The 23200-nt window shown below is 56.1% G+C and carries 15 protein-coding genes and 4 pseudogenes; 5 read left to right on the top strand and 14 right to left on the bottom strand.

All coding sequences use genetic code 11. The features are described from left to right. Window positions 1-42 precede the first annotated feature (42 nt). A complete protein-coding gene (gene istA, locus ACPTTC_RS07620; RefSeq protein ID WP_423391356.1) occupies window positions 43-1299 on the top strand; it encodes an IS21-like element ISBcen28 family transposase in 1257 nt (418 codons plus the stop codon). Beyond that, window positions 1296-2162 (top strand): IS21-like element ISBcen28 family helper ATPase IstB, encoded by an 867-nt coding sequence (gene istB / locus ACPTTC_RS07615; RefSeq protein ID WP_124681121.1) that lies wholly within the window; start codon window positions 1296-1298, stop codon window positions 2160-2162. Before istA (ACPTTC_RS07620) ends, istB begins: the two co-directional genes overlap by 4 nt. Window positions 2163-2230: 68 nt before the next feature. Here istB and istA (ACPTTC_RS07610) read toward each other — a convergent pair. The 5 genes and pseudogenes from istA (ACPTTC_RS07610) to ACPTTC_RS07590 form a co-directional block, all read right to left on the bottom strand. After that, window positions 2231-2902 (bottom strand): annotated as a pseudogene (gene istA / locus ACPTTC_RS07610) (IS21 family transposase); the annotation flags it as partial. Window positions 2903-3015: 113 nt separating this feature from the next. Beyond that, a pseudogene (locus ACPTTC_RS07605) lies at window positions 3016-3126 on the bottom strand (transposase); the annotation flags it as partial. 77 nt (window positions 3127-3203) lie between these two features. After that, window positions 3204-3377: pseudogene (locus tag ACPTTC_RS07600) on the bottom strand (IS3 family transposase); the annotation flags it as partial. 244 nt (window positions 3378-3621) lie between these two features. Further along, window positions 3622-4635, bottom strand: a complete 1014-nt coding sequence (locus ACPTTC_RS07595; RefSeq protein ID WP_423392065.1) for an IS110 family transposase — start codon at window positions 4633-4635, stop codon at window positions 3622-3624. A gap of 39 nt (window positions 4636-4674) precedes the next feature. Next, window positions 4675-5174: pseudogene (locus ACPTTC_RS07590) on the bottom strand (transposase); the annotation flags it as partial. Window positions 5175-5272: 98 nt separating this feature from the next. On the opposite strand from ACPTTC_RS07590, the gene ACPTTC_RS07585 reads away from it, so the two are divergent. The 3 genes from ACPTTC_RS07585 (at window position 5273) to tnpC (ending at window position 7646) form a co-directional block, all read left to right on the top strand. After that, a complete protein-coding gene (locus ACPTTC_RS07585; protein ID WP_423392064.1) occupies window positions 5273-5698 on the top strand; it encodes a transposase in 426 nt (141 codons plus the stop codon). After that, complete coding sequence (gene tnpB, locus ACPTTC_RS07580) at window positions 5695-6030, top strand: IS66 family insertion sequence element accessory protein TnpB (protein WP_423392063.1); 336 nt, start codon at window positions 5695-5697, stop codon at window positions 6028-6030. The genes ACPTTC_RS07585 and tnpB overlap by 4 nt, the downstream gene beginning before the upstream one ends. A gap of 62 nt (window positions 6031-6092) precedes the next feature. After that, window positions 6093-7646: an IS66 family transposase gene (gene tnpC, locus ACPTTC_RS07575; RefSeq protein WP_423392062.1), complete on the top strand. Its 1554-nt coding sequence runs from the start codon at window positions 6093-6095 to the stop codon at window positions 7644-7646. 68 nt (window positions 7647-7714) lie between these two features. Here the strand turns inward: tnpC and ACPTTC_RS07570 are convergent, their stop codons facing one another. The 9 genes from ACPTTC_RS07570 to ACPTTC_RS07530 form a co-directional block, all read right to left on the bottom strand. Further along, entirely contained in the window at window positions 7715-8092 is a 378-nt protein-coding gene (locus ACPTTC_RS07570; RefSeq protein ID WP_423392061.1) for a transposase, read from the bottom strand. A gap of 303 nt (window positions 8093-8395) precedes the next feature. Further along, a complete protein-coding gene (locus ACPTTC_RS07565) occupies window positions 8396-9757 on the bottom strand; it encodes a condensation domain-containing protein (protein ID WP_423392060.1) in 1362 nt (453 codons plus the stop codon). 48 nt (window positions 9758-9805) lie between these two features. Further along, window positions 9806-11083, bottom strand: coding sequence for a histidine--tRNA ligase (hisS, locus tag ACPTTC_RS07560; protein ID WP_423392059.1), 1278 nt, complete (start codon window positions 11081-11083; stop codon window positions 9806-9808). A 66-nt stretch (window positions 11084-11149) separates the two neighbouring features. Further along, a complete protein-coding gene (locus tag ACPTTC_RS07555) occupies window positions 11150-16969 on the bottom strand; it encodes an amino acid adenylation domain-containing protein (protein WP_423392058.1) in 5820 nt (1939 codons plus the stop codon). A 44-nt stretch (window positions 16970-17013) separates the two neighbouring features. Beyond that, window positions 17014-18804, bottom strand: coding sequence for a non-ribosomal peptide synthetase (locus tag ACPTTC_RS07550; RefSeq protein ID WP_423393330.1), 1791 nt, complete (start codon window positions 18802-18804; stop codon window positions 17014-17016). A gap of 108 nt (window positions 18805-18912) precedes the next feature. Continuing rightward, window positions 18913-19896, bottom strand: coding sequence for an MFS transporter (locus ACPTTC_RS07545; RefSeq protein ID WP_423392057.1), 984 nt, complete (start codon window positions 19894-19896; stop codon window positions 18913-18915). Window positions 19897-19956: 60 nt separating this feature from the next. After that, window positions 19957-20202, bottom strand: coding sequence for a hypothetical protein (locus ACPTTC_RS07540; protein ID WP_423392056.1), 246 nt, complete (start codon window positions 20200-20202; stop codon window positions 19957-19959). Window positions 20203-20428: 226 nt separating this feature from the next. Then, entirely contained in the window at window positions 20429-20626 is a 198-nt protein-coding gene (locus ACPTTC_RS07535; protein WP_423392055.1) for an MbtH family protein, read from the bottom strand. Between the two features lie 48 nt (window positions 20627-20674). Further along, on the bottom strand, window positions 20675-22336 hold the full coding sequence (locus ACPTTC_RS07530) for a PhpK family radical SAM P-methyltransferase (protein ID WP_423393329.1): 1662 nt from the start codon (window positions 22334-22336) through the stop codon (window positions 20675-20677). Window positions 22337-23200: the final 864 nt, after the last annotated feature.

The following is a 23200-nucleotide window of genomic DNA, read 5'->3' as shown; positions in this document are numbered from 1 at the left end:
CCGTCCTGTCGATCGCCGACCATATCGCCCTGGAGATCCGTCGTGGGGGTGTCGGTGGTCGAGCTGGAGGAAGTGATGACGATTCTGGAATTGCATCGGCAAGGGCTGAGTATTTCGGCCATCGCTACTCGACTGGGTATGGACCGCAAGACCGTTCGTAAATACATCAGGAATGGCGTTCAGGCGCCGCGTTACGGTCCGCGCGCACCGCGACCGTGCGTGGTCGATCCGTTCGTCCACTACGTCACCGAACGTGTGCGCGAGTTTCCCGACCTGAGCGTCGAGCGACTGCTGCGCGAGATTCGGGCCATGGGGTACACCGGTGGCCGCACGGCACTGGGCGACCTGGTTCGGGAGGTCCGGCCGCCCCGCCAACGTGGCTTCGAGGTGCGCTTCGAGACGCCTGCCGGGCATCAAGCGCAGGTGGATTTCGCCCACTTCAATGTCGAGTTCGGCGACGCGCCTGGCCAGCGACGCTCGATCTGGCTATTCTCGATCGTGCTTGGGCACAGCCGCTATCTCTGGGGACGTTTCGTCGAGCATCAGGACCTGCAGACCGTCCTGCGCTGCCACATGGATGCGTTCGAGCACCTCGGCGGCGCTCCGCGCGAGATTCTGTACGACCGGATGAAGGCGGCCGTGCTGGGCGAAGTCGAGAAGCACATCGTCTACAACGCGAAGCTGGTCGCGTTTGCGCAGCACTACGGCTTCGCGCCGCGCGCCTGCAAGGCATATCGCGCCAAGACCAAGGGCAAGGTCGAGCGGCCGTACCGCTATATCCGGCAGGACTTCTTCCTGGCGCGTCGTTTCCAGAATCTCGCCGACTTGAACCGACAGTTGCGCGAGTGGCTCGACACGGTGGCCAATGTGCGCGTGCACGGCACGACGCACCGCGTCGTCGCCCAGCACTTCGGTGAGGAGCGTCCCGCACTGCAGGCGTTGCCGGCCGGCACCTTCAACGGCGTGATCCGGCTCGAGCGTCGCGTGAGTCACGAAGGCCTCGTCTCGGTCGGCGGCAACTACTACAGCGTGCCCGATCGAACACGCAAGCGCACGCTCGACGTCCACAGTCTGGCCCACGAGATCCGCATCTACGAAGACGGTGAACTGCTGGCGGTTCATCCCGTGCTCGAAGGCCGGCGACGAACCTCGCTGTTGCCCGGCCATCGGCGCGCAAATCAGCGCAAGCAGCCAGCACGACACCCATCACCATCGGTAACGGTAGCCGTAGCTCGCCGGCCTCTGTCGTTCTATGACCAGGTCGCAAGACGCCTCGCAGATGCTGGGAGGACCGCATGAGCGGCATGCCTGCCTCGACACTGGAACGCATCCGGCGCTATCTCGTCGGCTTGCGCATGCCGCGCGCGCTCGAAACGCTGGACGCCACCCTGAATCGCTTCGAGCAAGGCGACAGCTCGATGCTGGAAGTGTTGGAAACGCTGCTGGGCGAGGAGTTCACGACGCGCGAGACCCGCCGCATCCGGATGGCGCTGCAGACCGCGCGGCTCGGCACGATCAAGACGCTGGCCGGTTACGACTTCAGCTTCCAGCCGAGCCTCGACCGAGATCGCATCATGACGCTTGCGCAACTTGAGTTCATCGAACGACGGCAGACCGTGCACTTCCTTGGGCCGCCCGGCACGGGCAAATCGCACCTGTCCATTGCGCTGGGCGTGGAAGCCGTGCGCGCCGGCAAGAGCGTCTACTTCGGCTCGCTGGCCGAGATCGTGAACTCGATGGCCAAGGCCGAGCGGGAGGGCAACCTGGCGCAGCGCGTGCGCTTCCTTGCACGCAACAGCCTGCTCATCGTCGACGAGATCGGTTACCTGCCGATCGGCTCCAACGGCGGCAATCTGTTCTTCCAGCTCGTCAACGCCTGCTACGAGCGCTGCGCGATCATCCTGACGTCCAATCGCAGCTTCGGCGAATGGGGCGAAGTGTTCGGCGACAGCGTGGTCGCCGCGGCGCTGCTCGACCGGCTGCTGCACCACGCGATCGTCGTGCAGATTGAAGGCACATCGTACCGCCTACGAGAACACGCCGATCTGCTGCCCGACCATCTGCGCAACCGACCATCTTCCCTGAATCACCCGTCCGCTGAACCGGTTCGTCGGCGCCCGGGCCGTCCGCGAAGGAGCTCATCCGATCACATCGCCGGCTGATCACCGTCCGAACAGGGTGGGGAATTTTACTTCGACACTTCTGGGGAAATTACGTCCGACGTTGACAACAGGTAGTGACTGCACATCGCTTCGAAGCGCGCGTTGACCGCACGCTCCTTGCCGCGGCCAACCTTGTCCACGGCGGTCTTCATGTTGTCGTAGATGCCGCGCCGCGGCACGCCGCCGAACGCGGCGAATGCGCGGGCGTGCGCATCGAACAGCATCTCGTGACTCTGTGTGGGATAGGCGACGAGCCAGAACGCGCGGCTGGAGTTAAGTTTGACGTGGGCGACCTCCAGGCGTCGCCGTAGCCCGCCAACAAACGCGTATTCGCAGCTCCAGTCAAACTGGAAGGCTTCGCCGGGTTCGAAGGCGAGCGGCACGAAGGCCTTCCTGCGAGGCGCCTCAGCCTGCTCCTCGTGCCAACGCCTCACGAACGCGCTTACGCGGCCGTAGCTGCCGGCGTAACCCTCGGCGCGGATCGCCTCGAACATGAACCGGGCGGTGCGCCGGTCACGCTTCGGGCGATGACTGTCGGCACGCAGCCAACCTGTCAGCTGTGCGGCCCAGTCGTCGATGACGCTCGGGCTGACGCGCTTCGGATACTTCGGCTCGACAGCATCAGTCTGCCGCAGCCAGCGGCGCACCGTGTTTCGGGACAGGCCCGTACGCCGCGCAATCTCGCGCAGTGGGACCTTCTCGCGGAAATACATCCGCCTGATCTTGGCCAATATGCCCACCGTGATCACCTTTGTATCCCCTGCTCAAAGATTGAGCAGGGCATTCAATCACGTGGGTCAAAATTCGATGAAAATTTTCAGCTCTAGTGGGTCAGTTCTGTGCGGACATCAACAGTTTGCTCCGAAATGCCCACGTGACGAGTCAGTTCCGCGACCGGCATGCCTGCTTCGGCCTGTTTCAACACCGCCACAATCTGCTCGACACTGAAGCGCTTGCGTTTCATCGTACGGCTCCTTTCATACTGAAAAAGTCCGCCGAAAACTCGCTTACATCATGGCACTGTTTACTGGGGGCCGCTCACAGGCATCGAAACCGCCGACCATAGGCTAGCCCGTCAGAAACGAAGTCCATCGACCAACTCTGATTCGGGCCTGTTGGTAACGGCAGCGGCGTGCGCTCGACAGCCGCAATACGCTTGCGTCGCCGCTTGCGCACGCTCAGTCCCGCCTTGCTGTACAGGCGCCAGATGCGCTTGTCGTCTAATTGCTGTCAATAGATCATCCTCCTAGAAAGGGTTCAGACCAGCCGTTTCCTTGTCGTCTTCGTGGTCGTGTTCACGCCACAACATGCCGTCAGAGAGTCGCTACAACGTTCCGATGTGATTGCCGCGGTTTTCCCGCAAAGCGCGTCAAGGAATCGTTGAGGCGACGTAATCAGCCTGGATGAACCGGTACCGCAGTTGTTGCAGGTAAAGCGACTTGCGATGGCGAGCGTGTGGCTATCCCGGTATGAACTCCTTGCCGCTTCTCCACATTGAGAGCAGCAGCGTTGAGAGTTTGCGAGCGGTTGCAACCAGTGCTTTGCGCAAGCCTATCCGGGGAATCAGTGCCTGCGCCCAACGTCGGAGTGCGCAGTCGCGCTTATGACGCAGGAGCAAAGCCGACGCCGCCTCGAACAGCATGTGTCTGGTCAGCCGGCAGCCGGTCTTGGATATTCCACCGTTATGGTCGACGTCCCCTGATTGGTACTTCCGTGGCGTTAGACCAAGATACGGACCAATATCGCCGACACGGCGGAATCGATCCGGATTGTCGACTGCAGCAGCGAATGCCACTGCTGTCTTCACGCCGACACCGGGGACCGTCATCAGACGACGACACACATCGCTGGCGCGCGCAATCCGTTCAAGCGCCTTATCGGTCTCACGGACTTGCCTGTCTATATGCCTCCAACTGTCGAGCAGGATGTCAACTACGCCACGGATTAGCGATGTCGATGGCGTATGTTGCTCGACGAGTTTCTCGAATGTGCCGCGCGTACCAGGAGGCAGCACAACACCAAAGGTTTTGAGCACCCCGCGGATCTGGTTGTACAGGCCGGTACGCATACTGACCAATTGACTGCGCGCTCCAAGAAGCAGCCGGACTTCGTGGCTCGCGATACTTTTGACTTCGACGGCACGATACCAGCCACTGCGCGTGAGTTGAGCAATGCCGCGCGCATCATTGCTGTCAGTCTTGTTCAGTTGCGTCGCGAGCGCTGCGTGCACGTGGCGGGCATGAATGCAATCAACAGGAACACCTCGATTTCGCAGTGCGTGATAGAGCCATACTGCGAGAGGGCCAGTTTCCATTCCGACGCGCCGGACCTCGGGGGCTTGCTGTCGGATGATGCTATCAATAGCCTGCGGATCCGATGCTACTGTTCCGCGCCAGACGGGATTACCGTCCCCATCGATTACGCAAACCGCCGTTGACTTCTGCGATACATCGAGACCCACATACGTTTCCATGGCAGCCTCCGTCGTTAGCCGGAGACGCAATTACAGCATGTGGTTGGCGAAGCAACCATCCCGCTGCAACAGCACGTGAATCCGGCGATAGCCGTAACGGCGTTTCTGCGCGGCGATGGCCATCATTCGGCCAGTCAGCGCTTCGTCGTCAACTCGGCGGCGTGATTCGTAGTGGAACAGCGAGCGCGAAATCCCTACCAGCCCGCAGGCCCGGGTAACACCCATGGCGCGTTCGGCCATCAAGATTCGGACCGCTTCGCGCTTGGCCTGCGGGCTTGCTACTTTCGGGCCAGCAGGTCCTTCAGCGCGGCGTTGTCGAGCATTGATTCGGCCAACAGGCGCTTGAGCTTGTTGTTCTCCTGCTCCAGTTCCTTCAGGCGCTGCGCTTCGGAGACAGTCATCCCGCCGAACTTCGCTTTCCAGTTGTAGTAGGTCGCTTCCGATATGCCGTACTTGCGGCACAGCTCCGCCGGCTTCAGGCCAGCCTCAGCTTCCTTCAAGATGCCGATGATTTGTTCTTCGGTGAATCGCTTTTTCATTGCCGTTCCTCTCTGGAACGGACTCTACACCGTCACCGTACTAAAGTAAGCCCCCGGCGAAGTCATCTTGAAGGCGGCCATCGAAAGCAAGGAGCATCGTGTCCATTAAAATTTTTGATGGACAGGTGTACATGATGACGAAGGCAACGCCACTTGACGACGAGCTTCGCCCGACCGGGGGACGTCGGCGACATAGCAAGGAATTCAAGGAGAAGGCGATCCGCGCGGCGTTGCAGCCGCACGTGTCGATTGCGGCGGTGGCGCTGCACTACCGATTGAATGCCAATCTGCTGCGTCGATGGGTGGCGGCTACGCGAGAGGCATCGGGGGCGCCTGTGGCGTCTGTCGAAACGAAGGACGTTCCTGCCGCGTTCGTTCCGTTGCAACTCGACGCACCGGCTAACGCATCGTGTTCCACTGACATCCAGATCGAAATCCACCGGGGAGCCGCGACGGTCACGGTGCGCTGGCCAGTGTCCGCGGCCGGCGAATGTGCGACGTGGTTACAGGACTGGCTGCGATGATTCGCATCGATACCATCTGGCTGGCGACGGAGCCGGTCGACATGCGTGCCGGCGTCGATACGTTGCTGGCACGCGTGGTCAAGGTGTTCGGCGCGGTGCGGCCCCACCATGCGTACCTGTTTGCCAACCGGCAATCGACGCGGATGAAGGTGCTGGTCTACGACGGCTTGGGTGTGTGGCTTGCCGCACGACGTCTGAACAAGGGGCGATTCGTCTGGACCAACGGTGAGCAAGCGATCGCGCTGCCGCTGAATCCGGTGCAGTTGCGCGCGTTGGTGACGGGATTGCCGTGGCGCACGCTCACGCCGGACCACGCGATCACCGTCCTATGATGCTGCGCCGGACGTAAACTGTTCCGCTTCGTATCGGGTTGGCGTCTGGCAGACTGGTTGCCATGGACCTGCCACCCGACCTCGATGCCCTCAGTCCCGAACAGCTCCGCGCCTTGGCCGCGGCGTTGATCGTCGAGGTTAGGGAGAAGGACCGCGAGGTTGATGAGAAGGAGCGGGAGCTGCGGTATCGTCAAACGCGGATCGATCAGCTGACGCACGAACTGTCGATCATCAAGCGGCAGCAGTTCGGCAGGCGCAGCGAACAGCTCAACAAAGAGCAAATGAGCCTGCTCGACGAAGCGATCGACGCGGATCTGGCGGCGATTGAAACCGAGCTCGAAGCGCTGCAACCGGAGAAGCGGGCCAGCCAGGCGCGTCAGCAACCGAAACGTGCGCCTCTGCCACCGCAGTTCCCCCGCACCGACATCCATCACGAACCGGACGATACGACCTGTGCGTGTGGTTGCCAGCGCGTACGCATCGGCGAGGACGTCAGCGAGAAGCTGGACTATGCGCCCGGCGTGTTCACGGTCAAGCGGCATATCCGCGGCAAGTGGGTATGCAAGGCATGTGAGACGCTGGTGCAGGCGCCGGTTGCGCCGCAGGTGATCGACAAGGGCATCCCGACTGCTGCACTGCTCGCGTGGGTGCTGGTGGCAAAGTACGCCGATCACTTGCCGCTCTATCGATTGGAGCGCATCTTTGCACGTGCTGGCTTGGCGATACCGCAATCGACGCTCGGTGCCTGGGTCGGGGTATGCGGCGTGCGATTGCAGCCTCTGGTCGACGCGCTACAGCAGGAACTGTTGCAGCAACACGTGCTGCACGCTGACGAGACGCCGGTACAGAGGCTCGCACCGGGCAAAGGCAAGACCCATCGCGCCTATCTATGGGCGTACAGCACCACGCAGTTCACCGATCTGAAAGCGGTGATCTACGACTTCGCAGACAGTCGTGCCGGCGAACACGCGCGCGCTTTCCTGGGCGAGTGGCGCGGCAAGCTGGTGTGCGACGACTACGGCGGCTACAAGGCCGGCTTCGAAAACGGGATCACTGAGATCGGATGTCTCGCCCATGCCCGCCGGAAGTTCTTCGATCTACACGTCAAGCACCAAAGCGAACTCGCCGGGCAAGCGCTGCGGTACTTCGGCGCGCTGTACGAAGTGGAACGTGATGTAGCGGAACTTGAACCAGACCGAAGACGCATCGTGCGTCAGGAGCGTGCTCGACCGATCGCCGACACACTCCACACCTGGCTGCTCGAGCAGAGACAACGTGTCCCCGAGGGCTCGGCGATTGCCAAGGCGCTCGATTACAGCCTGAAACGCTGGGAGGCGCTCACGCGCTATCTGGACGACGGGCATCTGCCTGCGGACAACAACTGGGTGGAAAACCAGGTCCGCCCATGGGCCATCGGCAGGTCGAACTGGTTGTTCGCCGGGTCACTGCGCGCGGGAAAGCGTGCAGCAGCGATCATGACGTTGATCCGTTCCGCGCAACTGAACGGACACGATCCGTTAGCTTACCTGAAAGACGTGTTGACCCGGTTGCCGACCCACCGTGCTGCCGACATCGCGCAGCTGCTGCCCCATCGCTGGACGCCAACCGTCGCTTGACCATCTCGGCGATCGGTCCCGTCAAGATGACTTCGCCGGGGGCTTACGTACTAAACGCGGGGAGCAGGTCACATCAACGACGTGTCCGGTGGCAGTACAGGGGAAACGGCTGGCACTGTCGATGGCGCCGTGACGACAGGGACAAATGCCTGCGCTTCACTCATCGGAACACGACGTGCCGAACCCGGGATGTCGATCGATACGCCGTCTATCACCAGCGGGTCCGGTCTCGGTGGTGTTTGCAGCGTATGCTGCTGATGACGCGAGATCCAGCGACGCAACTGGTTCGGATTGACATCATGGTCCATGGCCGCCCGGGCGATCGATACCCCTGGCTTCAGGCAAAACTCGACCAGCTCCCGCACCGCCTCTTCATCAAATTCCCGCCGACCATCCCGTCGACGGCCAACCACCAGTCTGCTACGAAGGTCCTGTTTTTCTGTCATCACGGTCTGAGTGCATGTGTCCACGCGGACACTTAGCATCAGACCTTCTGCCGCCGATTTGTAGGGCGTCGTTTATTGACGGCTTACCCTTGATGCGCTTCCCGAGTTTCAGGTACAGCTCGACCGCCCGAACGCGGTCTTCGTATGAATACATGGACTACCTCCAAAGTAGTCCAAGATTTTGTCCGCATCCCCAGTGGATCAGTTCTGCGTGAACATCAACACAGACGCTCAAGGTGTGTTGGAGTTCCCTCGGTCCGGAGCACTGCAATGAAGGCGACATTGACGAATACACTTCCGAAATCAATCAGAGTAGGTGACAGAAAAATTCGAATCGACCAACCGCAAAATGGGAAGTTTTGTGCCCGTTGATAAACAGATTCGGCAAATAAGCTCTTTGAAATGCACAACCATACTCTGAATCGTCGATGCTTTGAAGAGCTCCGTGCGATATTCGACGTAGCCGGTCAGTGTCGCGTCTGACGCAAAGACATTCATAATCAAATCGAAGCGTGCAACGTCGCTGTGCAGGAAGGTTGTCATGGCACGGAGACCGGGCAGGCGTAACGCGCGATCAGCCGTCAAATGGTAGCCGAACATTGTATTTACGAGGGGAGACTGTCCCGACTTGCGAGTCAGGTTCAATCCGCGGACCAATCTATCGAAGGGTAGATCTTGATTGGAGTATGCATCGAGTGTAGTTGTGCGCACTTCTTCAAGCACTTGCGCAAACGTCATGTCGCCAGACAACTTTGTTCTTAACACGAGCGTGTTGATGAACAAACCGATTAACCCCTCCACCTCCTCCCGATTACGATTGGCAATGGGTGTGCCGACGCAGATATCCGGTGCCCCCGTGTAACGGTACATCAGCACATTGAACACCGCAAACATCACCATGAATGGCGTAGCGCGGTATCTCTTGGCCAACTCGCTTATTTTGCCGACATACTCCACGGGCAACTCGAATACCTGTGTCGCCCCATGGTGTCCCGACTTCGCCGGACGCTCATAATCGCAGGGTAATTGCAGCGTCTGCGGCGCGTCGGCTAGCTGCTTTCTCCAATACGACAACTGACGCTCGAGTTCTTCCCCTTCTAGCCAGTCGCGCTGCCACTGTGCAAAGTCCCGGTACTGGATCGGCAAATCCGCAAGCTCCGGCTCACACGCCTCCTTGCGCGAGCGATAGAGTTCGCCCAGCTCCCGCACAAAAATGTTGCCAGACCACCCATCGAAAACAATATGGTGGACATTGACGAAAAAAATATGTTTCGTCTCGTTCACCCTCACCAACAGGACGCGCATCAACGGGGCATCACTCAAGTCGAATGGTCGTCTCGCATCCTCCTTCACCAGTCGCTCGGCCTCCGTCTGTGCCTCTTCCTCCGGCAAACCACTCAAATCAACCAGCGGCAGCGCCAGCGAGATATCGCTTCGTATCGCCGCCACTGGCTCACCCTCCTCATTCATCGAAAAACCCGTACGCAACACCTCGTGTCGTCTCACGACCTCATTCAATGACCATTCCAACCCTTCTCCATCCAACGGCCCTTCCAGCGTCATCACCATTGGAATGTTGTACGACCAGTCTTCCTTGTTCAAGGCTTGATTGAACAAAAATCGGTCTTGGCTCAGCGAGGTCACCGCCATACTTAGGGTGGTCATTTGGTAGGCCTGATATTTTGGAGGATGTTACGGGACGATGTGCGGGCGTTAGTCCACTTCTTTAGCGCCAAGAGCTGACTGCGTCCATACTCCGGACCGGAAGTGGAACGTGTACCCATATCCTTGACGCTCGAACGCAGCTAGTTGAGACCGATGGTTCCCCCGCTTACGGGCTACATCTACGACCTCAAAACTGTCTCGTAGCGATGCGGCTTTTTCGTGAGCAGCGCACAGGTCGCGCTCATCCTCAAACAGAACCACCGCTTTGCGAGCCGTGCCATCCAACGAGCGTCGTTCATCTCGGAGCACATCAATCAGTCTTTCAAATCCGATGGAAAAACCGCATGCTGGGGTATCACGCCCAAGGAGATTTCCGATCATTCGATCGTATCGCCCCCCTCCGGCAATGGAAAACGGGAAATCCTTATAGGAAATCTCAAATATCTGGCCTGTGTAATATCCCATCCCCCTGACCAGGTAGGGATCAAATATTATTTGATATCTTTGTTCAGATAAATTAACGGTTGCATCGATAACCGATTGCAAACGGTTCAACGCGTCGGCACAACTTTGGCGCTCACTCTCCGAAAAATGCTCCGCCATACGGGCAGGCGAATCGACGCTCAATTTCATAAATTCAACGAGTTCATGGACATTTTTCTTATCAAATCGATTTAACTCAGCCTCCACTCCATCTATCCCGATCTTGTCTAGCTTATCTAATGCGATCATAACCGATGAGTGGTCCACCACTTGAAATCCAAGCGACGACAGCAAGCCCTCTAGCAAACGCCTGTCATTGATGCGAATGGCAAAACGTTCCAAACCGAAGGATTCGAGGCAGCGTGCCGTTGTAGTAATAAGATCGACCTCTGCGAGCATGCTTTCCTCGCCTATAATATCGATATCACATTGAACGAACTGCCGAAATCGTCCTCTCTGTGGACGCTCCGCACGCCAGACGGGTCCCACCTGAATAGATTTAAAAGGAAGGACAAGGTTAGAGACATTACAGGCGAAAAATCGCGTTAACGGCAACGTCAAATCGAAGCGCAATCCATATTCAACGATACTGGCCTCTGTTGCACCCGGGTTCAGATTCAGTTTTTCGCCGCGCTTGATGATTTTAAAAATGAGTTTCTCATTCTCCCCACCATTTCCCGCGGTGAGAAGATCGATAGCCTCCATCGTTGGAGTCTCTATTTTTCGGTAACCGTGAGACCGGTACACAGAAACAATCTTAGATTCTACTGCATCCCGAAATTCCGCATCATCGGGTAAAAAATCTCTCATCCCGCGAGCTGGTTGCACATTGCCTTTACTCAATTCTCGACTCCTTTCTTAAATTTCAGAACTCTTTTCCCAGACCTATATTCTTTAATCTCTCTGAAACTAAGAGCCGTTTGCTGATACCTCAATTTTCGATACCAACCGCTGAGAAAGTTCGAACGTTAACAAATCTGCAGTGACTCGTGAGTCGTCCCCGACAATGATAGAAAAATGATCTCCGGCAAGGTGGTGGACGGTCAATTTTTCATGTGAGAGGCTGCGGACACGATCTACGCGTTCTGTAACATCGATCCCATGCTCACTTTTCGCGGCAGTGAAATACGTTATATGCCTAACTTGACCGGAAGGATTGAATTTCTCCAGCGCGAGCCAATTGAAAAAGTAAATATCATTCATAAATCCAGCAGTCTGGCCATCATTAAATCCATTGATTATGGTGCTGTGCACCGGATGCCTCGCAATTGATCTCCAAGCAGCCACGATATCCGAGTTATCGCTACAATCTGGCTCGTTATGATCTGTATACCTAATCTTTTCGATATCAACATCGGAATCGATCTTACGGTTACGCAATGCGAAGTAAGAATCGATAAGACCCAGAAAATCTACCGACTCGCTTTGTTGCTCGAGTATTCGGGCCATTTCAAACGCAACAACCCCACCAAGTGACCATCCAGCTAGTCGGTATGGCCCCCGCGGCTGCCTCAGTCGCAGTTGTCCGACGTATAGTTGTGCAAGCGCCTCGATTGTCAAAAACTCGGGCGGTTCAAACATGTCGAATTCTGGCCTTTGAAACCCAAGAACAGTCCAATTCTCGTCTAGACACTCGACCAAGCCGCGGTAGCACGCAACATCGCCACCGATAGGGTGCACAACAGCCAACGTCGCGGGGGTCCTTCCCCGTCGAACAAGGACCGTGGCCAGCCCCTGTCGGCGCGGAAGCTCAACAAGAGATTCGCACAGTGTTGCGATTGTTGGGTTCCCGTAGAGTGTCTCAATGGAGACCTCGATACCAAGCTGCCTTTTCATGCGATAGTGAACCTGAATGATCGTCAGCGAGTGCCCACCGAGGTCGAAAAAGTTGCTGTTGCGATAGACAGTTTCCACTCCGAGAACGTCCCGCCATACTTGAGCGACCGACTCTTCGAGCCCGCCCGCGAGCGGCTCTCCGCGATCGAGGTCCGTGGCACCGAATTCCGGTTCCGGCAACGCATGACGATCGATCTTGCCGTTCGGCGTCAACGGAAACTTCTCGAGCTGTACGAACGCGCTCGGTACCATATAGGGTGGCAGGACCTCGCGCAGTGCATCCCTGAGCTTGTGTGAATCCGCCTCGCGCGCTTGCGCATCGCACATCACATACGCCACCAGCCGCTTCTCGCCATCATCCCCTGCGCGGGCCATCACCACCGCGTCCCTGACTCCTGGCTGCTCTCTCAGGCTCGATTCGATCTCGCCCAGTTCGATCCGGTAACCACGCACCTTCACCTGATGATCGCTGCGCCCAACGAACTCGATGTCGCCCCCGGGCAGATAGCGCGCCAAGTCGCCTGTTCGATATAGTCTTGCCCCAGGTGCTCCACCAAACGGATCTGGGACGAATTTCTCCGCTGTCAGCGCTGCACGGTTCAGATACCCGTGCGCCACTCCTGCTCCGCCAATATAGAGCTCGCCCGTCGCTCCACGGGGCAGTTCGTTCATGTCCTCGTCCAGCAGGTAGATCTGCGTGTTCGAAATCGGAAAACCGATATGTGGGACTTCACCCTTCGACTTCACTGCACCCACGGCACAGTGGACCGTACACTCGGCCGGACCGTAACCGTTGAACGTTGACGTCTGTTCCCACGATGCGCACGAGTCCCACAGCCCTTGGTCGAACTGCTCTCCGCCGAGCAACAGCGTACGCGGCCACGGCAGCGTCGAATGGCTCCAGCGTCGAGCCTCAGCGTACGCTTTGAACAATGACGGCGTGAAGATAGCGCAGTCAAGAGCATAACCATCGACATATGTCACCAATTGGTGCAGGTCTTCTCGGACATAGTCGGGGAACACACAGTTAACGGCGCCGAGCACCATTGTGAGCAAAGGGTGGAGCGATCCATCAAATGCGGGCGAAAGGGTAGACCCGACTCTGGCCCCTTCCCAGGAAGTACCGCCGCGTCCAAATGTGGTGGCCAATGTGTCCACCAGGTTGACCGCCGAGCGGTGCGGCACCAGCACCCCCTTAGGTTGTCCCGTCGAACCCGATGTGTAGATGCAATATGCCGCCTGATCCGGTGAGACCCGCTTCGCCACGCTTGTCTTTACTGGCAAGCCCAGCGTATCGGCCGTACCAAGCTCATCGATCCAGATCACCTTGCCCTCATACCCCTCGGGCATACTTCGCCCCCCAGCCTTCATCACAACCACCCGCGGCCGAGCGTCCTCCAACATGCCTCTTATCCGTGCCGGCGGATGCTTCATATCGAATGGCAAGAACGCCGCACCTGCTTTCAGGATCGCCAGCTGGCTGACCACAACAGCCAGCGACTGCTCCAGATGGATCGCTACCAGATCGTTGCTCTCTACCCCCGCTTCGATCAAGCGCAACGCCAACAGCTCAGCACTCGCATCGACCTGCGCAAAAGTCCAGCTCCGCTCACCGAGCCGTACCGCAATGGCCTCAGGCGTCTTCAGCGCTTGTTGTTCAAATAGCTCGTGCACGCATAGCGCCCGTGGCTCGAACACTTCGCGCTTCGATTTCGCCTGCTGCCGTACATTTACTACCTCATCAAATGCCAGAGGTATGGCACCCACCTCGGTTTGCGGCTGCGACGTCGCTATACGCAGTACTTCCCCGAACGTGCGCAGCAGCTCCGACACTCTCGCTTCCTCGAACAGATCCGTTGCATACTGCGCGCTCAGCGTGAGCCGCCCTCCCGCTTCGTAGACGAACACCGACAGATCGAACTTCGCTGCACCGATGCCTGGATGTTCGAACGCCCAATTCACACCCCCGCCCGTCACCTCCTGTACCCGCTCCGTCTCGTACGCGAACATCACCTGCACCAGCGGATTGGCATCCAGACGTCGGTCCGGATTGAGCGCCTCCACCAATAACTCAAACGGAAGGTCCTGATGCGCATAAGCCTCCAGCGTCATCTCTCTTACCTGCTGCAACAGCTCGGAGAATGGGCGGTCCCCTCTTACCTTTGTTCGCAGAACCAGCGTGTTCACGAACAAACCAATCAATCCCTCCACTTCCTCGCGATTACGGTTGGCCACTGGCGTACCGACACAAATGTCGCCCTGCCCCGCATATCGGTATAGCAATACGTTGAACGCGGCCAACACCAGCATGAACGGCGTCACCTGGTGTTGCCTGCTCACCTCGGTAATCTGCGCGAAAACCTCCGGCGGCAAGTCCAACCGCTGCGTCGCCCCACGATGACTTGCGCGCTGCGGCCGTTTGAAATCTCTCGGCAACTCCAGTATCTGCGGCGCCTGCGCCAACCGCGTCTTCCAGTACGTGAGCTGCCGCTCCAACTCCTCATCCTTGAGCCAGCTACGCTGCCACTGCGCAAAATCGGCGTACTGGGTGGTCAATGCCGCAAGCGCAGCCTGCCCTCCCTCCACTCGCGCTCGGTAACACTCCGTCAGCTCTTGAACAAAAATACCGCGCGACCAGCCATCGAATGCCACATGATGGACATTCACCAGCAGTACATACTCTTGCTCCCCGTGCCGCATCAACAACGTCCGCATCAACGGTGCATGCCCGAGGTCGAACGGTCGCGCTGCGTCCTCTCTCACCAGCCGCAACGTCTCCAGCTCACGCTCGTGTTCCCCCAGCCCACTCAGATCTACGCTGCGCAGTTCCACCGGCACTTCGTCACGGATCACCTGGGCCGGCTCGTCGTTCACCAGCATCAGCGCAGTACGCAGGACCTCATGCCGATCCACAACATCCTGCAGCGCCCCGCTCAAGGCTTCGGCCTTCACCTCTCCCCTCAGCCTCAGTACCATTGGAATGTTGTAAAACGCCGTATCCGGAGATAGCTGCTCCAAGAACCACATGCGCTCCTGTGCAAACGACATCCGGATCACACTGTCCCGCTCCGCCCTCGGAATCCTGGCTACCTCGTACTCTTGCACCTCCTTCTGCGCTTCGATGTACGCCGCCATTTGCTCGATCGTGGGACCGTCAAACAATACGTCGATCGGAAAGGTCACCCCTAATTCGCGCTGAATATGTGCCACCAGTCTGATCGCCAGCAGCGAATGCCCGCCTAGCGCGAAGAAATCGTCCTGGATTCCAACTGCGCTGACCTTGAGCAACTTCTCCCAAATTGCCGCCACACTCGCTTGTGTTGCGCCGCGGGGCATGCCGTCCTCACTGGACGTGCCCCAGTTCATCGACTCCGGTTCCGGCAACGCATGACGATCGATCTTGCCGTTCGGCGTCAACGGAAACTTCTCGAGCTGTACGAACGCGCTCGGTACCATATAAGGTGGCAGGACCTCGCGCAGTGCATCCCTGAGCTTGTGTGAATCCGCCTCGCGCGCTTGCGCATCGCACATCACATACGCCACCAGCCGCTTCTCGCCATCATCCCCTGCGCGGGCCATCACCACCGCGTCCCTGACTCCAGGCTGCTCTCTCAGGCTCGATTCGATCTCGCCCAGTTCGATCCGGTAGCCACGCACCTTCACCTGATGGTCGCTGCGCCCAACGAACTCGATGTCGCCCCCGGGCAGATAGCGCGCCAAGTCGCCTGTTCGATACAGTCTTGCCCCTGGTGCTCCACCAAACGGATCTGGGACGAACTTCTCCGCTGTCAGCGCTGCACGGTTCAGATACCCGTGCGTCACTCCTGCTCCACCAATATAGAGCTCGCCCGTCGCTCCGCGGGGCAATTCGTTCATGTCCTCGTCCAGCAGGTAGATCTGCGTGTTCGAAATCGGAAAACCGATGGGAATGCTCTGCGAATTCTCGCCAACCTTCTTGACCAATGCAGCGGACGCGAAAGTCGTTGTCTCGGTCGGCCCATACATATGACGAAGATTTTCCGGCGGATGAGACGCTAGAAGAGTTTCAACGAAGCGCGAATCAATCTTCTCGCCACCGAATAGCAACGTTGACACGGAGGAAAACGCAGAGGCATCGTGCAAGGCGATTTGTGACACGACGGCAGAGGTCAACATAATCGCATCGATACGATCGTGCTTCAAACGATGAGTGAGCCGTGTCGGCTCATATGCGTCGGCGCCCGTTATAACAACAAGTGTCGCACCATTGAGCAGGGCCCCCCATATCTCGAATGTTGCGGCATCGAACGAGCTATTCGAAACCTGAGCGATGCGGTGACCTGGCGCAATCGAAATATAGTTCGTGTCCGTCACGAGACTCACGATGCTGCGATGTGGCACGGCGACGCCCTTGGGATTTCCTGTCGAACCCGACGTGTACATTAGATAAGCGAGATCGTCTGGTCCACCAGTGCATTGCGCCTGCAACCCCGTAGGCATGAAGGTACGGAAATATGCGTCGTCGAGACAGACTAGACAAATGTCCTCACCCCGGCACGGCTGGAGTGCATCAGGCTTATCGCATAGCACGACCCGGACTTGGGCATCGTTGCGCATATAGTCGATTCGATCCAGTGGATAGCTCATATCTAGCGGCACATATGCAGCTCCCGCCATCACGACGGCAAGCGTCGCGACAACAAGTCGCTCCGATCGTGCCATATATATCCCGACACGGTCTCCTCGGCGGACAGAGCATCGCAAACGCAAATACACCGACAGCGATCTTGCCCGCGCTTCCAGCTCCTCGTAGGTCAATTCAGTGCCGTCACACGTCACGGCGATATGGTCTGCGTGACGCTTAGCAGCGTCGGCAAATGCTAGATCTAACGACTGGGACATGATGATCGGCATCAACTTCGATGAAAGGGGGTTAATCTGCTGAACGTCAACGCATCTTACTGTCGCTCAAGTTCACGCACCGCGAGGGGAAAAGTGCTACGCAGATAGACGCAGAGCCCTCGTATGGTCGGTTGTTCAAATAGCTGGCCGACATAAATCCGGCAACTTAGCAATCGTTGGATGCGGTTTGCGATCATCGCGGCCTTGATAGAGCTACCGCCAAGCTCGAAGAAGTCGTCGTCCAGCGAGATTTCGCGCTCTTGTAGCACCGTCTCCCAAATGCCTCGAATCTTCGATTCCAGACCGGAATCAGGGGGCTCCTCGGCTACGCCGTTATCAGCCGCGATGTGGCACTGCGTCAACACCCCATAATCGACCTTTCCGTTCGGGAGCAGTGCAAACCTCTTCACTAACTCGACTCGTCCTGGCATCATATGTTCTGGCAGACGGCTTTCCAGCCGATCACGGATTTGCTTTATCGAAAGGCTTGCGACGACGAATAATTCGACTCGGTCCTTGGGGGCTGGGGCATAAACGGCGGCGGCGGCCTTGATGCCAGGTAGGCTCATTGCTGCGATCTCTATTTCACCGAGTTCGATTCGATAACCGTACAACTTGATTTGGCGGTCCGCGCGACCGGTAAATACGATTTGGCCGTCAGCCCCCATCATCGCTCGATCTCCCGTTTTGTACATACGCGAGCCTTGATGGCGTGAAAACGGGTTCGGAATGAATCGCTCTGCGGTCTGGCGCGGATCGTTCAAGTAGCCACTTGCAATCGATGCTCCGCCAACATAGATCTCTCCCTCTCGGCCGTCTGGAACAGGGCGAAGCTCGTCATCGAGAATATATGCCTCAACATGATTGACAGCACAGCCGATAGGGACGGTGCCCGGTCCATATTTCCTAGGGACGAGCGATGTCGCCGCCGCCCATACGACGGCCTCCGTTGGCCCATATTCGTTATAGACATGAATCTGCGGCGCTCTTTCAAAGACCTGATCGACATCTGACGCAAGTACGCGCTCACCCGCGAAGATTAGTCGCTCGAGTTGCTCGAATGCCTGCCTGCTGTCCTCGAACTCATACAACACGCGTACATAGGAAGGTAGTATTAGAAGCGACGTGACACTCTCACGAACAATCAATTCCAGTAGTCTCCTCGGATCTTTGATGTCGGCGTTTGTTGCAAGCAGCAGTTCATCACCAGCAAACAAACTTCCGAAAATCACCCCAATTGAACTATCGAACGCAACGGATGAGATCAATAGATTTTTTAACGGCATCCGATGGCTTGCATAAAACTTCGTCCTAGCGGCAGTAGATGCAAGTAAGCTTTCAAGCGTAACGGAGACCACTTTTGGATTGCCTGTACTACCCGAGGTACAAATAGCATAAGCCAACGGATTACAAGCACGCGCGGTTTTTACAATCTGCCTCACGTTTCCCATGTCAGTCGAGGGTCTCGCTGCATGAATCGAAACGCCGTTCTGGCGCGCAACGTCTAAATGCGCAGCCACGACATCTTCATCGACTATCACATGCTCCACGTCGGCTGTCACGATTAATCGTTCAATCAACGTAACCGGATACATCGGATCCAGTGGGACATAGGCCGCCTCGATCGAGAGTAGAGCGAGCATAAGGATCACCAACTCGGGAGAGCGTCCGCAGATCAAGCCAACACGCGCTCCTGGTCGAATTCCTTCGCCCTGGAGGTACAGGGATGTAAGACGAACCTGCGCGTACATGTCACGATACGACCAACTCGTCGACGCGCTTGAAAGCGCAATACGCGTTCCAAAACACTCGCAAATTTCCGATAACCGCTCTTCAAATATTGACATCATCTTCTGTCTCGCAATTTATTTCCAACGACCCTCGATCCGCGATGCTTACGAGTGTTGCTTTCTGACTGTTTCTCTCCGGATACCTTCTCACCATTAATTCGTGAGCTATGATGTGAATTCTTTGTACATGCTTTCCGATATTCCTTTGCCTCTGAACCCCATCGTCACACACAAAGACGCAATCGATATCAAAGATAAAATTCCGAATATCATTAGAGGAGACAGTTTTCCGGTAATTAGCGCACCTGTAACAGAGCCAATTGGAATAGCGCTAGACACGACCGTCCTTGAAGCTGACTGCACCCTAACGAGCATGTCACGTGGCGTAATCAACTGCCGTAAGCTAACCGAGCACACGCCATGCACAGGCGCAGCAAAATTGACGAGCATCAACGAAACAAGTATTGCCCATATGGACAAAACACCTGACGCTAATGAAACGAGCATCACTAGTGCCGCAATGAGCGGAGCGCACATCGTCAAGCGTATTGAATCGTAACTGGACACTCGCTTTGCAACTGAACGAGCGCATAACGAGCCGGCGAGGAACGCCGCACCGCCTACAGACAAAGACAGTCCGATAATCGAAGACGACACGACTGCCGAGTTAGACATATATATCTTGACACTTATCATGAAAGACTCAGCAGTTGCATTCCAGCAGAACGCAACAAGTACGAGCCACCTGATCCGCGGCTCATTTGCAATGAAAGCGATGCCCTCTCCGACCTTCGCAAATACTCGCGGTTCACTTCTTTCAGAGGCGGAACGTGCTTCATGCAGAGGAAATTCGAATGCCAAAAATGCCAATGTGGCCACAGCAAATACTATCGCCTGAATCAGAAATGCCGACATTGCTCCACATACGGCAAATAGCCAGCCAGCGGCGGTCGGAGCAGCGAGCGCCGCAATAGATTGGCAAGTCGCAACCCTTGAATTTGCTAACACAAGCTTATCCTTACCATTCATCATGGCAGGAATAAGGGTGCTTTGCGCGATATCCGACATGACTCGCAGGGAGCCAAGGAGAAAGACGAAGCAGATGAGGATAGGCAATGAAGATTTTCCTGTATACAGAAATATCGCCATTGTTAGAACCAAGACAGCTCGAAGCCATCCGGAAGCTCTCATCACTCCGGGTAGCTGCAATCAATCGATAAAAGGTGCGGCAAAAACGCCCAACAAGATAGACGGCAGGAACGCTGCCACCATAATGTAACCCACTGTTGTATCGCTTAGCTTGAGCTCTCTCGTCGCGAGCAGTACAACAAGCAACGAAATAAACTCCGTCCCGAAAGACGCCAATGCCACACCAGTATAGAAAACTCCAATTTTCTGCGTCCGAAGGACCATAATTCGTATCCGCAAAGGTGATTCGACCGTCGTCTCATTCATGCGCTTTCATCTGTCGCCACGCTCGGCTCCCTTCACGGTGGACGCGGGCCAATAATAAGTCAGCCTATATTTCTTTTGCGCACAAACTCCGACTGGGCCAATTGTTCTAATCGCTTGCGGAAAGCCCCTGGCTGTGTTGCCCCTTGTTGCGTTGTTTGCATAGAAATGCTACGTACAGGGGCTAGAGCAACGAGCGATGCGCTCTCCGATCTAGACTCCGTTCCGCCTACTCCGCCGCCTGATCCCGGACGCTACGCGGAAGGATGTTCTTCCATACCGATTCGATGTAGGACAGACACTGATCCTTAGTTCCTTCCATATCGATCTTCCGCCAACCAAGTGGGATCTCCCTCTCGGCAAACCAGATGGAGTACTGCTCCTCATCATTCTGCACTACTATATACTTCCGATCCTGTTGCTCCATGATCTACTCCATATATTTTTGGTTTGAAAAACAATTTGCTTTTCACACTCAAAGATGCGGATGAGTTGCATCGGGGATAACGCGACAATTTTTTTCTATCAAACGCTCATCGAGCGCTTCGCCTTTCGCCACTCGAACCAATTCTTCAAAACGCGCATCGCTAGCTTCTTCATGCCCCGTGCGCAATTTTTCCGCGACTGCGTCGTTGAAACTGTCAAGAAATCTGCATATATGCTCAAATTTCATCCCTCGACGCTGAAGATAGTAAAGGCTCCATGGCTCGAATCCGTTTTGAGGAAGCCATCTACTACCTTTCACTGTCAAAAACATCTTTTCGACGATGTCGGCCGCCTCGAACGCCGTCATCGTTTCATGGCTCCAAGCAAACCCCTCACCTTTTAAACTGTACATTCCACCGTTACGATAAATCGGCGTAATCGGATCGGCATACCACACCTGAGCGCGGTAAAAATTTGGGCGAGAGCTATCGAGGAAATCGATAGACTCCTGCACGGTCGTCTGGTCTTCTCCTGGAAACCCTACGATCATTGACGCGTAAGTCACAATACCGAGCGCTCTGCATCTATCTATCACCCATCGATAGTCACTTGGCCGACTAGCCTTGGCCATATTCTGCAGAATTTTTCCGCTGCCAGACTCGACCCCTAAAAAGACGCCTTCGCAGCCACTTTGTGCCATCAGTTCCAGGGCTTCTTCATCGACGTGGTCGCTGCGCAAATAGCTGTTCCATCTGAAGCCATATTGCTTGCGGATCATAAGACGCAACATCTCCTTGAACCGCCCCTTGGGTACATTGAACGTGTCGTCGATAAAGGTGATGGTCGTGACGCCACCGACATCGCGGATCGCATCAAGCTCTTTCTCTACATAATCCAACGAAAGATATTTGTACCTCCCCGCTCTCTCTGGAAACCCGCAAAACGCGCAAGCGAATGGGCAGGATTTCGCCGTTCTAACCGAAACAAACTGTCCGATATCCCGCCTTGAAAAAAGGCGATAGTCGACCATGTTATCTTCTAAGGAATTAAATTCTTGAACAATTAGATTCGTGACGAATGAATCACCTTTCCGGAAAGCGATGTTACTTACACTCTCGACTTCCGTGCCATTTTTTAATGCCGAGATCAGCTCTTTAAGTGCTCCCTCGCCCTCGGCAGAAAAGACATAAAAGTCGGCACCAAGGTATTCCAGAAGATCTTGCAACGAGGTGGCAGTCATGGTCTTCGACTTGTCTGCGAGAAACGGTCCTCCGATGATAATTTTCACCTCTGGATCGACTTCGCGCACAAACTCGACGATTTCAACGATTGGCTCAGGTGTGACATACACCGTGGTTGTGATCGCAATTGACCTCGTATTTTTACTTCTCAGCAAAGCAGCAAGCCGATCCTTGTCGCGATGAAAAAGGCGGATGTAGTCGAACGTTAAGCCGTGGCGAGCGAGGTATGACCCCAGATAAGTTATAACTGGCCAAATAAAATCGCTGTTGTCTAGAGGCTGCTCATTCTCGCCCGTGAAAATGCCGTGCTTGTTCAGTATATCTAGCGCACGTAGTCTCTCGCCGCCACGGTCGATGAAAGACAGATTGGCATCCCGGTAGCTCACGGCCTCCCTTCCCATGACGCGCAGTGACTCGATATAGTCATCGAAACTGTAGTCGTTGAAGCCTACAAGGACGCAGTCGATCATTTCCACCCTTCTGTTTGTTTCCTCCCCCGACGCGAGCACTGGTGAATTTTTTTGCTGGAGCTCAGGAGTCGGAATTGCAGCGGACCCGCCGCGGAAGCCTCTCACACTATGGTCTCAATACGTCAGCAATCGGCCAAATTTAAGCGCGCATCACGCTCCATAGCCGCATACGCGAGTGCTCTCACCAGCATTGAGTCGGAGGAGAAAACACGTCGCACAGCCACCGCGATCTCTCGGACGTGACCTAATTAGCGAACAGCATCTAGCATTGGATGTATCAGGCAGCCTATTGCGCCTGATCGCAATCAAGGGACGACCCGTAAAAATCTCGCACTCGACTCCTCAGTTCGCAGCGCATCAGCGCACCGAGTTCGTGCTCACCAGCAGGTTACGATCACCATCCCTTATTACCCAAACTTCATACTACCGGGATAACAAAAACGCATGATACAAAAAAAGACGCGACCACGAATAATAAAAAATAAAAAAACACCAGGCCATGATTGGCTTGGGCCCCAAGCAAAACCGAGCGATCCTTCAATCGAGGAAAGACTTCCCATCAAAAAAAGTTTGATCCCGTAGGGCGCAATCTAGTGAATCTCAAAAAAAGTGTCAACAGGAACTTTGCGACGCAAGAAATTGTTAGTTAATTGGAAGATAAATGAGATGAGAGATCGGCTAGTGGCGACACAGCGACCACGTCTAGTTGCGCGACTAGTTATATTGGGAGCCCTAGCTTTGGATATCTTACACGTGCAGTACTATCCAGCTGCGATAAGGCTCTATGGTCTGCCCCTTAAATAAAATAGCTAATATCAATGTGTTGCTGATCGGGTCGCCTTGCTTTCATATAACTTCCATTCA

The sequence above is a fragment of the Burkholderia mycopellens genome (assembly GCF_964265025.1).
In the GTDB taxonomy this organism is placed as follows: domain Bacteria; phylum Pseudomonadota; class Gammaproteobacteria; order Burkholderiales; family Burkholderiaceae; genus Burkholderia.
Note: the sequence above shows the minus strand (reverse complement) of the source record. Positions and strands in the feature narration are given on the sequence as shown.

Excerpts from the sequence above, each read along its gene's own strand:
- istB (WP_124681121.1), top strand. The coding sequence starts at position 1,296 with ATGAGCGGCATGCCTGCCTCGACACTGGAACGCATCCGGCGCTATCTC.
- ACPTTC_RS07595 (WP_423392065.1), bottom strand. The coding sequence starts at position 4,635 with ATGGAAACGTATGTGGGTCTCGATGTATCGCAGAAGTCAACGGCGGTT.
- tnpB (WP_423392063.1), top strand. The coding sequence starts at position 5,695 with ATGATTCGCATCGATACCATCTGGCTGGCGACGGAGCCGGTCGACATG.
- ACPTTC_RS07540 (WP_423392056.1), bottom strand. The coding sequence starts at position 20,202 with ATGAATGAGACGACGGTCGAATCACCTTTGCGGATACGAATTATGGTC.
- ACPTTC_RS07545 (WP_423392057.1), bottom strand. The coding sequence starts at position 19,896 with ATGGCGATATTTCTGTATACAGGAAAATCTTCATTGCCTATCCTCATC.
- ACPTTC_RS07530 (WP_423393329.1), bottom strand. The coding sequence starts at position 22,336 with ATGATCGACTGCGTCCTTGTAGGCTTCAACGACTACAGTTTCGATGAC.
- ACPTTC_RS07570 (WP_423392061.1), bottom strand. The coding sequence starts at position 8,092 with ATGACAGAAAAACAGGACCTTCGTAGCAGACTGGTGGTTGGCCGTCGA.
- ACPTTC_RS07550 (WP_423393330.1), bottom strand. The coding sequence starts at position 18,804 with ATGTCAATATTTGAAGAGCGGTTATCGGAAATTTGCGAGTGTTTTGGA.
- ACPTTC_RS07565 (WP_423392060.1), bottom strand. The coding sequence starts at position 9,757 with ATGACCACCCTAAGTATGGCGGTGACCTCGCTGAGCCAAGACCGATTT.
- ACPTTC_RS07535 (WP_423392055.1), bottom strand. The coding sequence starts at position 20,626 with ATGGAGCAACAGGATCGGAAGTATATAGTAGTGCAGAATGATGAGGAG.
- ACPTTC_RS07555 (WP_423392058.1), bottom strand. The coding sequence starts at position 16,969 with ATGCCGATCATCATGTCCCAGTCGTTAGATCTAGCATTTGCCGACGCT.
- tnpC (WP_423392062.1), top strand. The coding sequence starts at position 6,093 with ATGGACCTGCCACCCGACCTCGATGCCCTCAGTCCCGAACAGCTCCGC.